The following is a 15577-nucleotide window of genomic DNA, read 5'->3' as shown; positions in this document are numbered from 1 at the left end:
GGGGCTTTTTGCTTCCGGGAAGCGGCCTAGCCTTTCTGCAAATGAGGGATCCATGCCGAACACCGAGAAACCTCGATTACGCACGGCGACATTGCCGGACGCATCGCGGCGCTCCTGACGAAGGCGCAACTCGGCCGGTGCGCCAACGCTGATCCGGTATTCGAGGTCCTCTGGATGGGCCTGCCCCACTTGACAGGCCGCCCGCAACCCATAGGTTTTGAGCAGTGCATTGCAATGAGCAAGCAGGGCCTTTCGTTCGTCCGTGGTCAGGTAAAGCATCTTGAGTTCGGCCAGATATGGCGACGGTTCATCCGAGTCCGGCAGCCTTGAGCTGTCCGCTGGGGATCAGGAAGATCGAGATCAACAGTAACTTTGATAGCCGACTTGTCAGTCCCTGCTGCATGATGCACCCTTGCGCTTATTAATATTATTTAGCCATCGCCGCGCCCTGAAAAGCGTCTAAGCTGCGATTAACGAAGCGACTCCCGCAGCGTACTGGAAGCCAACCGCTCGATGAAAATACATACCGATGCCGCCAGCCGTTTGGCGACCGAGGTTGTGACGCAGTTGCCAGTGCCTTCGAGGCTGGGCATGCTGCGCTTCGAGCGTTTGAATGAGGCCAGCTGGGCGCTGCTGTTTCTCGACCCTGCCTGCGAACATTATCTAGGCCAGCCCGCGCAGGATCTCTGTTCCCTGATCGACTCGCCTTACGCCAGCCTCATGGAACCGCAGGTTCGCCTTACGCTTCATGACGTCGTGCAAGCCCAGCTCGCAACGCTGGGCCACTACTCCATCCGGTATTGCCTGCACACTTGCGGTGGGCCGCTTCATCTGCTGGAGATCGGCGAACGCTGCCAACAGTATGGTCGAGACCTGGTCCGCGGCTACCTGATTGTCGAACCCCATGGAGCGGGAGCCTCCCCTGCTCTGGAATCGGAAAATGCGACGCTGCGGGCGTCCCTGGAGTTTTATCAGCAGGCCCAGGATGAGCACCTCGAACACATGATCCGCTCCCGTGCGCAACAGAGTCTGATCGTGCGCCTGGCCCGGCACCGGTACAGCGCAGCCAACCCGCAGCTCGAAGCCGCCCAGCTGATCACCCAAGCCGCCAGCGAAGCCTACGGGATAGCCCGCGCGTCGATATGGCATTTGCAGGGCAATCAGCTAGAAGCCATCGCCGCCTACTGTCGAGATAGCGGCAGCCTCGAATACCCCTCATCGCTGGATATATCGGGCTGCCCGCGTTATATCGAGGCGCTGCACAGCGGGCGAGTGATCGATGTGCAAAACATCGCCGAAGACGCCCGGACCGTGGAGCTGGCGCACGCTTTTTTCAACCCGCGGGGTATCACGTCGATCCTTGACGCAACGATACGGGTCGGTGGCGAGGTGTTTGGCGTGCTCTGCCTGGAACACTCCGGTTGCGTCAGAACCTGGCACGCCGACGAGGTGGCGTTCGCTGGTGAACTGGCCGATCAGTATGCGCAGGTGCTGGCCAATCAGCAGCGCGTCAGTGCAGCTTACACATTGCAGCTCTTCCAGCGCGCGGTCGAACAGAGTGCCAGCGCGTTCATCCTGGTTGACCGTGAGGGCATCGTCGAGTACGTGAATCCAAGCTTCACCTCCATCACCCAGTTTTCAGCCGATGAGGTCAGGGGCCGCCGCCTGGCCGACCTTACCGCCCTGGAAAACCTCAGCGAATTGCTGTTGGATACTTCGTCGGCCTTGTCACAGAGCAACAGCTGGCAGGGTGAATTTCGCAGCCGCCGAAAGAATCTGGAGCCCTATTGGGGGCAGCTGTCGATTTCCAAGGTGTTCGGTGAAAGCGGTGAACTCACGCATTACACCGGCATTTACGAAGACATCACGCAGAGCAAGCTGGCGCAGCAGCACATCGAGCGCCTGGCCTATACCGATAACCTGACCAGCCTCGGAAATCGCCCGTTTTTCATCCGCAGCATCGAACAGCGCTTCGCCACCAGCAAAGAACCGCAGCTGTGTCTGTTGCTGGTGGATATCGACAATTTCAAGCGCATCAATGACAGCCTCGGACACCAGACCGGCGACAAATTGCTGGCCAGCCTGGCTCGCCGTCTACGCAACAGCTTCAACCGGGACAGTGTGCTTGCACGCTTCGCCAGCAACGAGTTCGCCATCCTGCTCGACAACATGGACCTGGAAGAAGGCCGGCTGCTGGCGCATCAGGTGCTGCGCATCCTCGACAAACCCCTGTTCGTCGACAAACAGCTGATCAGCGTCAGCGCCTCCCTGGGCCTGGCCTGTTCGCCGCTGCATGGCCGCGATCCCGAGACGCTGATGAAACACGCCGGCCAAGCCCTGCATAAAGCCAAGGCCAACGGCAAGAATCAGGTCCAGGTGTTTACCGAAGCCTTGCACGTCGAGGTCAACTACAAGCTATTCGTCGAAAACAATCTGCGCCGTGCGCTGGTGCAGAATGAACTGGAAGTCTTCTATCAACCCAAACTCTGCCTGCGCAGCGGCCGGCTGCAGGGACTGGAAGCGCTGCTGCGCTGGAACCACCCGGAAAAAGGCATGATCCGCCCCGATCAATTCATCGGCGTTGCCGAAGAAACCGGGCTGATCATCCCGATAGGCAAGTGGGTAGCACGTGAGGCCTGCCGGATGGGGCTGCAACTCGCGGCACTGGGCATCGGCAATCCGCAGGTCGCCATCAACCTGTCACCCAAACAATTTTCGGATCCCGACCTGGTCGGCTCGATTGCCGCCATTCTTTCCGAAGAACAGCTACCACCCGACCGTCTTGAGCTGGAGCTGACTGAGAGCCTGCTGCTCGAAGCGACCGAAGAGACCCGCCAGCAACTGCTAGCGCTTAAGGCACTCGGGGTCACCCTGGCAATGGATGACTTCGGTACCGGCTATTCGTCGTTGAGTTATCTGAAGAAATTCCCCATCGATGTGATCAAGATCGACCGCAGCTTCATCAAGGACATTCCGGACAACCAGGACGATATGGAGATCACCTCAGCCGTTATCGCCATGGCCCGCAACCTCAATCTCAAGGTGGTTGCGGAAGGTATCGAGACCGTTGAACAGCTGACCTTCCTGCGCCATCAGCGCTGCGATATCGGCCAGGGTTACCTGTTCGACCAGCCCATCCCCGGCGACCAGCTACTGAGCTCGCTACGCCGATATCCGCACTGGCTCTAACGGTTCTGCGCCTACCGTCCGGCCACACGCGCGTTGGATTTGTCAGCTTGGTAGCCTAGGCTAGCTGAAAACACGCCCCAGGCTCGAGGACCGCAATGACCCTACGCTCGCACATTCTCGTTCATAAACAAGCGCTACCCGATGCAGGACAAGCCCTGCCCGGACGCGCCACGCCCGTCCCGGTACCCGCGGCTCACTTCGTCAGCGGTAACCCGCTGCAGCCCCCATTCCCGGCGCACCTGCAGCAGGCGATGTTTGCCATGGGCTGTTTCTGGGGAGCCGAACGGCGCTTCTGGGAGCAGCCCGGGGTATGGACTACCGCGGCGGTCTATGCCGGAGGGCATACGCCAAACCCCACCTACGAAGAGGTCTGTTCCGGTCTTACCGGGCACACCGAAGCCGTGCTGGTGGTGTTTGACCCACAACAGATTTCGTATGACGACCTGCTCAGGCTGTTCTGGGAGGCGCACAACCCGACCCAGGGCATGCGCCAAGGCAACGACATCGGCACCCAGTATCGCTCGGCAATCTACTGCTTTAACGCCACCCAACTCGAAATGGCGCACGATAGCGAAGCACGTTTCCAGACCGAACTGAACAAGCACGGGCTTGGCGGCATCACCACGGAAATCGCCGACCTGCCGGCCTTCTACTACGCAGAGGCCTACCATCAGCAATATCTGGCGAAGAACCCTGGCGGATACTGTGGTCTTGGCGGCACAGGCGTCTGCATGCCGGCCTGAAAACTGCACGATGTCGATGCCAGGGAAGGCAAGCACAACCTACTGATGGTTGCGGTGGCGCCGCGCCCGAACCGCTCCCGCAGCTCGACCAGGCTCCGGGCGAACCTTCGTCTGGAGCGAGCCGCCAGGCCGCCGCGGCATCCAGCCATCCATGTACCGACCGGTGACGCCTGGCTTCTGTGCTTTAAAAAGAAAACCCCGCCGAAGCGGGGCCTTTGCAGACTGAAACTGACATCCCTGACTTACGCCTTCCTGGCGTCGTTCCGCTACGCGTCCGTTTTGTTGCTGAAGCGCTTCCCTACGCGGCGTCCATGGCGGCAAAGACTACCGCTCGGTCTGAAAAACCTGTAGTAGCAGTTTGCACCACGGCTTGTAAGCATTCACTTACGCACGGACCCGGCCTTGGCTCCGCGTGTAAGCATTTGACTACAAACGATGCAGGTTCATGACTGAAACGGGTGGTGCATCGTTCGCCATGGATGGCCGATCAATTTCACTATGCCTTCACCGACCAAGCGCGCTTAGAACTGCGCAGCATCGAGCAGATACAACGAATCGCTGCCGGCTCGAACCGAGGCGCTCAACGAGTGAATGCGAGGCAACAGACGGGCGAAATAAAACCGCGCCGTGCCGAGCTTGCCGGCGTAGAAATCATCTTGCTTTTCCTTGCCCAGCGCGGCTTCTGCCATTCTCGCCCACATATAGGCGTAGGCCGTGTAACCGAACACATGCAGGTACTCGACCGAGGCCGCGCCGATCTCGTTGGGGTTGCGCTGTGCACTATCGATGACGAAGGCTGTGAGTCCGTCAAGGTTCTCCAATGCTGCCTTCAGTGGAACAGTGAACTCGCCGAGCTCACTGCTCGCAGCCGCACAGTAACTTCGGATTTCCTCTGCAAACGCGTTGTACAGTTCGCCGCCATTGCCCACCACCTTGCGTCCGAGCAGGTCCAGCGCCTGGATGCCGTTGGTGCCTTCGTAGATCTGGGTGATCCGACAGTCGCGGACCAGTTGCTCTTGCCCCCACTCGCGGATGAAGCCGTGGCCACCGAAGATCTGCTGACCATGGACGGTGGTTTCCAGGCCCATGTCGGTGAGGAAGGCCTTGGCCACTGGGGTCAATAGTGCGACCTGCGCTTCGGCCCGCTGACGTGCTTCGGCATCATCGCCGAACTTGGCGATGTCCAGCTGCAGGGCGACATAGCTGGAGAAGGCGCGCCCGCCTTCGTTCAGCGCTTTCATGGTCAGCAGCATGCGGCGCACATCGGGGTGCACGATGATCGGATCGGCGGCCTTGTCTTGCGATACCGGCCCCGTGGGAGCGCGGCTCTGGATGCGCTCGCGGGCGTACTCGATGGCACTCTGATAAGAACGCTCGCCGGTGGAGAGCCCCTGGATGCCAACGCCCAGACGCTCGTAGTTCATCATGGTGAACATGGCGGCCAGTCCCTTGTTCGGCTCGCCGACCATCCAGCCGGTGGCGCCGTCGAAGTTCATCACGCAGGTCGCAGAGGCCTGGATACCCATCTTGTGCTCGATGGAGCCGCAGCTCAGGCTGTTGCGCTTGCCCAGGCTGCCGTCGTCGTTGACCATCACCTTGGGCACCAGGAACAGCGAGATACCACGCGAACCGGCCGGCGCGTCGGGGAGCTTGGCCAATACCAGATGGATGATGTTGTCGGTGAGATCGTGCTCGCCGCCGGTGATGAATATCTTGGTGCCGCTGACCTTGTAGGAGCCGTCCGCCTGAGGCTCCGCCTTGGTGCGGATGATGCCCAGATCGGTCCCGGCGTGGGGCTCGGTCAGGCACATGGAGCCGGACCAGACACCGGCATACATGTTTGGCAGGTACTTCTGCTTCAGCTCTTCGCTGGCATGGGCATAGATCGACAGGCAGGCGCCGGAAGTCAGCATCGGGTAGAGACCGAACGCCAGACTGGCCGAGTTCATCATTTCCTCGACCTGCGCCGAGATCGCTTTCGGCATGCCCATGCCGCCGTAGGCTGGGTCGCCGCCTACACCGACCCAGCCGCCTTCGGCGTAAAGGTGGTAGGCCTCCGGGTATCCAGCCGGAGTGGTTACCGCGCCGTCGACCCAGCGACAGCCTTCCTCGTCACCGCTGCGGTTGAGCGGGGCGATGGAATTCGCAGTGATCTTGCCGGCCTCCTCGAGGATGGCTTCGGCGGTTTCCGTATCGACGACTTCCGCCAACGCTGGCATCGTCTGCCAGAGCTTCGGGGCGTCGAACACTTCATTCAGGACGAAACGCATATCGCGCAGGGGTGCTTTGTAGTCAGCCATGAAAAAGACCTCGCAGAAAACATCTCACCGGCCGATTGGCCGCAGCAGTTCCGCGAGTCTAACCGAAGACCTATCGGCACCCGAAGCGTCTTTAAATGACTGGCCGGTTCTCACTTCGACGCTAGAGGCAGCCCTGCTTGCTCGCCCGGCATCCACGAGCCGCGACTGAGTTCGCCCACAGACAAGCCCGCACGAGGCGGGCTGGAAATCACCAATGGGTCAGAAAGCGAATGGGGCCGCGGCCAGCTTCATCAGGTTGGCACTTCGTCTTCAGCACCATTGGCCGCATAGCTGCCATGAAAGTCGAGCACTACGTCGATCAGGAAGCGCATATTGCGCAGGGGAGCCCTGTAAGCGGGCATATCGTTCCCAGGACGGCACTGTGCATCGCTATGCCCGCCACGCGACTGACCGATCGACCCGCTCGCCATCGCATTGCAGGCGCTGAATGCGCCACCATAACCACCGGCCGTCCGACCGTTCGCACGGATGGCGGTGGCAATCCCCCGCCTCCTGCTCGATCCAAAGGCCTCAGTAGGCCAGCTCGAAGTGCGCCTCATCCATGTCCATCAGGTTGTCGGCACCGGACAGCATGGCCTCGACGTGGGTACGCGTACGCGGCAGGATGCGCTGGAAGTAGAAGCGTGCGGTCTGCACCTTGGCGGTGTAGAAGCCGTCCGCATCTTCGCCGGCAGCGATCTTCTCCGACGCCAGGCGTGCCATGTCTGCCCAGAAGTAGGCCAGACATGCGTAACCGCAGTACATCAGGTAATCCACCGAAGCGGCGCCGACTTCTTCGCGGTTCTTCATCGCAGCCATACCGACCTTCATGGTCAGGTCGCCCCACTCCTTGTTCAGCTTGGCCAGCAGCTCGACGAACTGCTTGACCGCCTCGTTGCCTTCGTTGGCCTGGCAGAACTTGTGCACGACCTTGGTAAAGCCCTTCAGCGCCTCGCCCTGAGTCATCAGGATCTTACGGCCCAGCAGGTCGAGCGCCTGGATACCGGTGGTCCCTTCGTACAGCATCGAGATGCGGCTGTCGCGAACGTTCTGCTCCATGCCCCATTCGGCGATGAAGCCGTGACCACCGTAGATCTGCACGCCGTGATTGGCGGATTCGAAGCCCACTTCGGTCATGAACGCCTTGGCGATCGGAGTCAGGAAAGCGAGCATGGCGTCGGCGGCCTTGCGCTGTTCCTCATCAGTGCTGCGCTGGACGATATCAACCTGCTTGGCAGCGAAGTACATCATCGCCCGGTTGCCTTCGGCAAAGGCCTTCATGGTCAGCAGCATGCGGCGTACGTCAGGATGCACGATGATCGGGTCCGCAGCCTTTTCTGGTGCCTTCGGCCCGGTCAGCGAACGCATCTGCAGGCGCTCACGCGCATACTTGATGCCACCCTGGAAGCCGATTTCGGCATGTGCCAGGCCCTGCAGCGCAGTACCCAGACGCGCCGTATTCATGAAGGTGAACATGCAGTTCAGGCCCTTGTTCGGCGGGCCGATCAGGAAACCCGTGGCACCATCGAAGTTCATCACGCAGGTGGCGTTGCCGTGGATGCCCATCTTGTGCTCCAGCGAGCCGCAGGACACGCCATTGCGCTCACCCACGCCGCCTTCGGCGTTCGGCACGAACTTCGGCACGATAAACAGGGAGATCCCCTTGGTGCCAGCCGGCGCATCGGGCAGACGCGCCAGCACGATATGGACGATGTTGTCGGCCATGTCGTGCTCACCCGCGGAGATGAAGATCTTGGTGCCGGACACCTTGTAGCTGCCGTCGGCCTGAGGCTCCGCCTTGGTACGCAGCATGCCCAGGTCGGTGCCGCAATGCGGCTCGGTCAGGCACATGGTGCCAGTCCACTCGCCGGATACCAGCCTGGTCAGGTAGGTCTGCTGCTGCTCGGGCGTGCCGTGCTCGTGCAGGGTGTTCATCGCACCGTGCGACAGACCCGGGTACATGCCCCAGGACCAGTTGGCTTCACCGATCATTTCGCTGATGGCCAGGCCCAGCGATTCCGGCAGGCCCTGGCCGCCGTGCTCAACGTCATGGGCCAGGCTCGGCCAGCCACCTTCTACAAACTGCCGGTAAGCCTCTTTAAAGCCGGTCGGCGTCTTCACCCCGCTTTCGCTCCAGGTGCAACCCTCGATATCGCCCACACGGTTCAGAGGCGCGATGACCTGCTCACAGAACTTCGCACCTTCATCGAGAATGGCATTGACCATGTCCGGAGTGGCGTCTTCACACCCCGGAAGGCTCCGATAGTGCGCTTCGTAGCCGAGCAATTCGTCACGTACAAAGCGGATATCGCGCAAGGGGGCCTTGTAGTCAGGCATAGCGTAAACCTCAGCGGTGGGCTCTTGATTCAGGTGACTGACGGGTCAGCCACGCTTGATTTTGAATGGACCATCCGGCATAGCCGCGGCAGGTCAAACAGTCGTTTGAAACATACGTTTAGGCCTGCGCGATGTCAAGCAGCGACCATGACGCCATTCGTCGGCATCCGAACAATCATGGGCAGGGATCAGGTTGCCCGGAATCGGGCGAGGCGGCCGGCCAGACAGGCCGGCGCAGGTCAGGCTTTGGTGTTGACCAATGTACCGAGCACTTCGTCGGCAGTCTGCAGGAGGCGCACGCCAGCGTTGGCCTGATGCTCACCCACTTTCATCTGAACCAGTTGCTCGGTCAGCTCGACAGCCTGTGAATTCTCTGCGACCGGCAGAGCGCCGGTGGCGATTGCAGCGCCGGCTTCATCGACGCGCTGCTGCCCAGCCTGGTAGGCGCCCAGTCCGGCAGAGAGGAGGTTGTTGTTGATCTGCATGCTGCGATACTCGTGACATCATTTAGCCATCATTGAAGCAGGGCCGGACTGTTCTCGCCAATGACATATCGCTATAACGGATAAGCACGCTTAGCGGCCCGGAATGAGCGGCTCGATATCCAGATAGACTGCCACGTCCGATGGACCAGCCGGCGGGAGGTGCGGCACTCGTCCGAGGCAGGGGGCTGATAGTCGCTGGGCCAGCGTGGCAAGGTTTTCCTCCAGCCGCGACGTCGAGGGATCGATGATATTGGCGACCCAGCCGGCCAGCCTCAATCCGTCGCGTTCGATGGCCTCGGCGCTGAGCAGCGCATGGTTGATACAGCCGAGGCGCACCCCGACCACCAGGATCACCGGCAGGCCGAGCTGCACGGCAAGATCGGAAAGCGTTTCGTCGCCAGCCAGCGGCACGCGCCAGCCACCCGCGCCCTCGACCAGGGAGAACTGAGCCTGCAGTGCCAGCACTCGGCGAACCGGCTCGGCCAGCGACGCGACAGTCAGTTCGATACCGGCCTCGCGGGCGGCCAGGTGTGGGGCGATTGCCGGCTCGAAGGCCAACGGGTTGACCTGCTCGTAGCGCAGCGGCAGCGTGCACTCGCCGAGCAGCGCCAGCGCATCGCTGTTGCGCAGGCCTTCGGTGGTGATTTCGCAACCGGATGCGACCGGCTTCGCTGCCGCCGTGCTGAGCCCGGCCAGTCGCGCGGCATGCAGGAGTCCGGCAGCAATAGTGGTCTTGCCGACTTCGGTGTCGGTACCGGTGACGAAATAAGCCGCGCTCATGTCAACCCCTTGCACAACACGCCATACACCACCTGATAGGTCGCCGGGAGCCCGCTCGGCGTGCGGAACTGCTCGTAGGCATCGATCAGTGCACGGATCCGAGCACGCCCGGTAAGCCCGCCCGGCCGACCGGGGTTGAGGTTATGCGCGCCGAGCGCCTTGAGTGCGCTGGTCAGCTGACGCAGCTCGGCGAAATGCAGCACCTCGGGCTCGACCTCCAGCCGCTCCAGCCGCAAACCACCGGCGGCGCAGTACTGCTGATAGGCGCTGAACGGACGAAAGCGATTCACATGGGCAAAACCGTCCACCGCCTGCCAGCTGTCGCGCAGCTCCTGCAGAGTCCCGCTGCACAGGCTGCTGAAGGCGAACACACCACCAGGACGGAGTGCCCGCTTCGCCTCGCTCAGCACGGCGGGGAAATCCTCGCACCACTGCAGCGCCAGACTGGAAAAAATCAGATCCACCGACGCATCACGCAGCGGCAAGCACTCGGCATCGCCAGCGATGAAACGGCTCGCGCCGCCCTGGGGCCGGGCATGGCGCAGCATGCCTTCGGCGAGATCCAGCGCGACGCCTTCACCAGCCCGAAAGCGGTTCGCCAGGACTCGCGAGAAATAGCCGGTGCCGCAACCCAGATCCAGCCAGCGCGCCGACGTCAACCCAAGGGGCAGACGCTCGATCAGCGCGTTGCCGACGGTGCGCTGCAGCTCGGCCACAGCGTCGTAACTGGATGCCGCACGGGAAAACGACGCGGCGACCTGACGCTTGCCAGGCAGGCCGCTTTTCGTATCCGCTGTCAGTGCCGTGGCCGCGTCCGTCATTGCGCCTTGCTCTTGATGAAAGCCGCGATGGTGGCGGCCACGTCGTCCGGCCGCTCCAAAGGAAGCGCGTGGCTTGTCGAGGCGATCAGCTCGGCTTCGACCCCCGGCATCCAGCGCCGAAGCGCATCACAGGCAGTCGCAGGCACCAGCGCGTCGCCACCGGCAAACAGGTGCAATTGCGGCCCGAAATAGCCATGCAGCGCGCCACGTCCGTCCAGCTCAGCGAGTAATCGCAAGCCGGCTTCAAGCACCGCCGGCGCCGAATCAGATTGGCTGACTTCCAGCTGGCGGGCCAGCGTTCGCGGATCGTAGCCACCGCGGCTACAGAGCAGGCGGAAACGCTTGAGCGTTTCCTCGGGGTCAAGCCTGAACGCCTCCTGGAAGGCATCGAAGATCTCCGCTGGCATCGCTTCGGGCCACTGGGGGCGGGCTCGGAAGCAGGGGTTGCTGGCGATGGTGACCAGTCCACGGCAGGAATCCAGGCGCCGCGCGGCCAGCTGGGCCGCCAGCATACCGCCCAGCGACCAACCGGCCAGCCAGCAGCCATCGGGTAAACGGCGATCGAGTTCATCCAGCCAGACATCGGGCTCGGCAAGCTCGGGCAAGGGCTCGATGACCACCTCAAGATCCGGATCGAGTTCTGTCAACGCCTCGCACAAAGGCTGCAAAGCAGCCGGGCCATACGCCCAACCGGGTAGCAAAATCAGCTGATCACGCATCCGCTTCAGGCTCCTCGGCCATTCGATTCCAGCATTCGGCCAGGATATCCAGCAGTCGTTCCACCTGCGCTTCGCTATGCGACGCGCTGAAGGTCACTCGCAGCCGTGCGCTGCCGGCCGGCACGGTGGGCGGGCGGATGGCACCGACCAGAATCCCCCGCTCACGCAGGGCGGCGGAAAGTTTCAGGGCGCGCTCGCTGCTGCCGACCAGGATCGGCTGGATCGGCGTCGGGCTGTCCATCAGGGTCAGACCGATCGCGCTCGCGCCCTGGCGGAAACGTGCGATCAGACTGTTCAGGTGATCTCGGCGCCACGCTTCGCTGCGTAGCAACTCCAGGCTTTTCAGCGTCGCGCAGGCGACCGCCGGTGGCTGGCTGGTGGTGTAGATGTAGGGCCGAGCGAACTGGATCAGCGTCTCGATGAGGTCGTCACTACCAGCGACAAAGGCGCCAGCGGTGCCGAAGGCTTTGCCCAGCGTGCCGACCAGGACCGGCACGTCATCTACACCCAAGCCGAAATGCTCGACGATGCCGCCGCCGGTTTTGCCCAACGGGCCGAAGCCATGTGCATCATCGACCATGACCCAGGCACTTTTGGCTTTCGCAGTGGCACACAGCGCTGGCAGGTTGGCCAGATCGCCATCCATGCTGAATACGCCATCGGTGACCACCAGCGTATCGCCGGCGGCCTTGTCCAGGCGCTTGGCCAGGCTGTCGACGTCGTTGTGCAGGTAACGCGAGAAGCGCGCGCCACTGAGCAGCCCGGCATCGAGCAGCGAAGCGTGATTGATACGGTCTTCGAGCACCGTGTCGCCCTGCCCCACCAGCGCTGTAACGGCTGCGAGGTTGGCCATATAACCGGTGGAGAACAACAACGCTCGTGGCCGGCCGGTGAATTCGGCGAGCGCTTCTTCAAGCTGATGATGCGGCGTGCTGTGGCCCATCACCAGGTGCGAGGCGCCGCCACCCACGCCCCAGCGCGCAGCGCCCTGCTGCATCGCGCGGATCACCTCGGGATGGCTGGCAAGGCCCAGGTAGTCGTTGGAACAGAAGGCCAGCAGCGCTTCGCCATCGACCGTCACCTCCGGCTGCTGCGGTGTTTCCAGCAACGGGCGATGGCGATAGAGATGGGCCGCGCGGCGCTCGGCGAGGCGGGATTGCAGATCGAAGGGCATAGAGACTCGATAAAAGCGGCTTGAGGCTTGAGGCTGGACGCAGGCGCTTTCTCGTCCAGCCTTCAGCCTCTAGCCTTAGCGGCTTTTTATAGCGCAGCGTTATAGAACAGCTTCGAATCGCGCTGCTCGACCAGCGCCTGCTCGATGGCGGCCTGATGCACTTCGTCGTCGTGCTCTTCGCGGGCTTCGGGCTGGATACCCAGGCGTTTGAACAGCAGCATGTCCTTGTCGGCCTGCGGGTTGCCGGTGGTCAACAGCTTCTCGCCGTAGAAGATCGAGTTGGCGCCCGCGAGGAAGGCCAGTGCCTGCATCTGCTCGTTCATCTGCTCGCGACCGGCCGACAGCCGCACGTGGGACTTGGGCATCATGATCCGCGCCACAGCGAGCATACGGATGAAGTCGAACGGGTCGACGTCCTGCTCGTCGGCCAGCGGCGTGCCCTTGACCTTGACCAGCATGTTGATCGGCACCGACTCGGGGTGCTCCGGCAGATTGGCCAACTGGATCAGCAGGCCGGCGCGGTCGTTCAGCGACTCGCCCATGCCCAGGATGCCGCCGGAGCAGATCTTCATGCCCGACTCGCGCACGTGGCTCAGCGTCTCCAGGCGGTCGGCGTAGGTGCGGGTGGTGATGATGCTGCCGTAGAACTCCGGCGAGGTGTCGAGGTTGTGGTTGTAATAGTCCAGGCCTGCCGCCGCCAGCGCCCTGGTTTGCTCCTGGTCGAGCTTGCCGAGGGTCATGCAGGTTTCCAGCCCCAGGGCTTTGACGCCTTCGACCATCTTCAGTACGTACGGCATGTCCTTGGCGGACGGGTGCTTCCAGGCGGCGCCCATGCAGAAGCGCGTCGAGCCGATGGCCTTGGCTTCGGCCGCCGCCTCCAGCACTTTCTGTACTTCCATCAACTTTTCTTTCTCGAGACCGGTGTTGTAGTGGCCTGACTGGGGGCAGTACTTGCAGTCTTCCGGGCAGGCACCGGTCTTGATCGACAGCAACGTCGAAACCTGGACGCGGTTGGCATCGAAGTGCTGGCGGTGCACGCCTTGAGCCTGGAAGATCAGGTCGTTGAAGGGCTGCTCGAAGAGCGCCTTGACTTCAGCGAGGCTCCAGTCGTGACGCGTGGCGCAAGCGGCAGTGGCGCTCATGGGGGCATTCCTTGTAATAGAGTGCGTGGCACGGATGCGAAATGGTTAGCCAAGCCAAAGACGCTGTCAACCAGGAAAGGCATCATGGTTTACAACTGGCTAAATATTGAACAGCACTGTTCGCTTTGTGATGAGCGCTGCGAAGCAGGCCAATCGGTCTGCGGCGCCTGCGAAGCAGACCTGCCCTGGCTGCGCCAGCACTGTTCTCTATGCGCCCTGCCGCTGCCGGCGCCCGGCCTGATCTGCGGCGAATGTCTCAAGCGGCCGCCCGCGTTCGATCAGGTTACCGTGCCGTGGCGCTTCGCCTTTCCGGTAGACACCCTGATCAGCCGTTTCAAGCACCAATCTCAATGGCCGCTCGGCAGGCTGCTGGCGGAGCAGCTGTCGCGCCATTTGCAGCACGCATTCGACGAAGGTTTGCCGCGCCCCGATGCGCTGTTGCCGGTGCCCCTGGCCCGCAAGCGGTTGCGTCAGCGCGGCTTCAATCAGGCGCAGATGCTCGCCGACTGGTTGAGCGCCGCACTGTCGATCCCCGTCGATACGAAGCTGTTATCGCGGGTTCAGGACACCCCCTCGCAGCAGACGCTCGATGCGGCCAGTCGGCGACGAAATCTGCGCCAGGCGTTCGCCCTTATCGATGACCGGAGCCTGAGCGGACGTCGCCTGGCAATCATCGACGACGTGCTGACAACGGGCGCAACCGCCGAAGCGCTGGCCCGCCTGCTTAAGCGAGCCGGCGCGGCGCGCGTTGATGTCTATTGCCTGGCGCGGACCCCGAAGCCGGGCGGTTAGGGTCTGTTCCCGTTTCGTTCGCGGCCGCGACGAAACGCGAACAGACCCTAGATGGCCAGCGCCGCGGTTGTGTAAACACGCCAGTGCAATACACTGGGTACCCGTCCACGGAGCCGTCTTCCATGTCTCACCCTTTCGACACACTCACACCCGATCTTGTGCTCGATGCGGTGGAAAGTGCCGGCTTCATCAGCGACGCCCGCGTACTGGCATTGAACAGCTACGAAAACCGCGTCTATCAGGTGGGCATCGAAGACGAGACGCCCATCGTGGCGAAGTTTTATCGCCCCGGCCGCTGGAGCGACGAGGCCATACTCGAGGAACATCAGTTCTCCCACGAGCTGGCCGACCGCGAAATACCGGTGGTTGCCCCGCTGGAGCACCGCGGCAAGACCCTTTTCGAACATGCCGGCTTTCGCTTCGCATTGTTCCCTCGGCGTGGCGGTCGCGCACCGGAACCGGGCAACCTCGACCAGCTTTACCGCCTCGGGCAGTTGCTCGGCCGCATGCACGCGGTCAGCGCCAGCCGCCCGTTCGAGTACCGTGAAACCCTGACCACCCAGCATTTCGGCCATGACTCGCTGGCCACTTTGCTGGAGGGCGGCTTCATTCCGAAAAGCCTGCTGCCTGCTTACGAGTCGGTGGCGCGCGACCTGCTCAAGCGAGTCGATGATGTCTTCGCCCGCACCGAGTTCCAGCCGATCCGCCTGCATGGCGACTGCCACCCGGGCAACATCCTCGCCCGTGACGATGCGTTCCACCTGGTGGACCTGGACGATTGCCGCATGGGGCCTTCGGTGCAGGACATCTGGATGATGCTGGCTGGCGAACGTCACGAGCGCCTGGGCCAGCTGTCCGAACTGGTCGATGGCTACAACGAATTCCACGATTTCGCCCCGCGCGAACTCCCGCTGATCGAAGCGCTTCGCGCCCTGCGCCTGATGCACTACAGCGCCTGGCTTGCCCGCCGCTGGGACGATCCGGCCTTCCCCATGAGCTTCCCCTGGTTCGGCACCGAGCGTTACTGGGGCGATCAGGTACTGATCTTGCGCGAGCAGATATCAGCGCTGCAGGAAGAGCCGTTGAAGCTGTTCT

Annotated in this window: 12 protein-coding genes and 2 pseudogenes; 4 read left to right on the top strand and 10 right to left on the bottom strand. The window is 62.3% G+C overall.

The window, feature by feature from the left end; genetic code table 11:
• Positions 1-279: pseudogene (locus tag NA637_RS21025) on the bottom strand (hypothetical protein); the annotation flags it as partial.
• Between the two features lie 234 nt (positions 280-513).
• Between NA637_RS21025 and NA637_RS21020 the strand changes: the two are divergent.
• Together NA637_RS21020 and msrA are read left to right on the top strand one after the other, a co-directional pair.
• Positions 514-3189, top strand: a complete 2676-nt coding sequence (locus tag NA637_RS21020) for a putative bifunctional diguanylate cyclase/phosphodiesterase (protein WP_256074512.1) — start codon at positions 514-516, stop codon at positions 3187-3189.
• A gap of 95 nt (positions 3190-3284) precedes the next feature.
• Entirely contained in the window at positions 3285-3932 is a 648-nt protein-coding gene (gene msrA, locus NA637_RS21015; RefSeq protein ID WP_256074510.1) for a peptide-methionine (S)-S-oxide reductase MsrA, read from the top strand.
• 521 nt (positions 3933-4453) lie between these two features.
• On the opposite strand, the gene NA637_RS21010 is transcribed toward msrA, so the two are convergent.
• The 9 genes and pseudogenes from NA637_RS21010 to bioB all read right to left on the bottom strand — a co-directional run bounded on the left by NA637_RS21010 (position 4454) and on the right by bioB (position 13690).
• Entirely contained in the window at positions 4454-6232 is a 1779-nt protein-coding gene (locus NA637_RS21010) for an acyl-CoA dehydrogenase C-terminal domain-containing protein (protein WP_256074509.1), read from the bottom strand.
• 257 nt (positions 6233-6489) lie between these two features.
• Positions 6490-6594 (bottom strand): annotated as a pseudogene (locus tag NA637_RS21005) (hypothetical protein); the annotation flags it as partial.
• Positions 6595-6763: 169 nt separating this feature from the next.
• Positions 6764-8569 carry a phenylacyl-CoA dehydrogenase gene (locus NA637_RS21000; protein ID WP_256074507.1) on the bottom strand — a complete coding sequence of 602 codons (1806 nt, stop codon included), beginning with the start codon at positions 8567-8569 and terminating at the stop codon, positions 6764-6766.
• A gap of 239 nt (positions 8570-8808) precedes the next feature.
• The gene (locus NA637_RS20995; protein WP_256074506.1) at positions 8809-9054 is read right to left on the bottom strand and encodes a hypothetical protein; all 246 of its coding nucleotides are present in this window, start codon (positions 9052-9054) and stop codon (positions 8809-8811) included.
• A gap of 90 nt (positions 9055-9144) precedes the next feature.
• Positions 9145-9834 (bottom strand): dethiobiotin synthase, encoded by a 690-nt coding sequence (gene bioD / locus NA637_RS20990; protein WP_256074505.1) that lies wholly within the window; start codon positions 9832-9834, stop codon positions 9145-9147.
• Positions 9831-10655 (bottom strand): malonyl-ACP O-methyltransferase BioC, encoded by an 825-nt coding sequence (gene bioC, locus NA637_RS20985; RefSeq protein WP_256074504.1) that lies wholly within the window; start codon positions 10653-10655, stop codon positions 9831-9833. The genes bioD and bioC overlap by 4 nt, the downstream gene beginning before the upstream one ends.
• The gene (locus tag NA637_RS20980) at positions 10652-11374 is read right to left on the bottom strand and encodes an alpha/beta fold hydrolase (protein WP_256074503.1); all 723 of its coding nucleotides are present in this window, start codon (positions 11372-11374) and stop codon (positions 10652-10654) included. Before NA637_RS20980 ends, bioC begins: the two co-directional genes overlap by 4 nt.
• The gene (gene bioF / locus NA637_RS20975; protein ID WP_256074501.1) at positions 11367-12548 is read right to left on the bottom strand and encodes an 8-amino-7-oxononanoate synthase; all 1182 of its coding nucleotides are present in this window, start codon (positions 12546-12548) and stop codon (positions 11367-11369) included. The genes NA637_RS20980 and bioF overlap by 8 nt, the downstream gene beginning before the upstream one ends.
• Before the next feature lie 86 nt (positions 12549-12634).
• Positions 12635-13690 carry a biotin synthase BioB gene (gene bioB / locus NA637_RS20970; protein ID WP_256074499.1) on the bottom strand — a complete coding sequence of 352 codons (1056 nt, stop codon included), beginning with the start codon at positions 13688-13690 and terminating at the stop codon, positions 12635-12637.
• Positions 13691-13774: 84 nt separating this feature from the next.
• On the opposite strand from bioB, the gene NA637_RS20965 reads away from it, so the two are divergent.
• Together NA637_RS20965 and NA637_RS20960 are read left to right on the top strand one after the other, a co-directional pair.
• Positions 13775-14482, top strand: a complete 708-nt coding sequence (locus NA637_RS20965) for a ComF family protein (protein WP_256074497.1) — start codon at positions 13775-13777, stop codon at positions 14480-14482.
• Between the two features lie 122 nt (positions 14483-14604).
• Positions 14605-15577 (top strand): serine/threonine protein kinase (locus NA637_RS20960; protein WP_256074495.1); only part of this gene is annotated, 973 nt, incomplete at its 3' end.

The sequence above is a fragment of the Stutzerimonas stutzeri genome, from assembly GCF_024448935.1.
GTDB classification, from domain to species: Bacteria; Pseudomonadota; Gammaproteobacteria; order Pseudomonadales; family Pseudomonadaceae; genus Stutzerimonas; species Stutzerimonas stutzeri_AO.
Note: the sequence above shows the minus strand (reverse complement) of the source record. Positions and strands in the feature narration are given on the sequence as shown.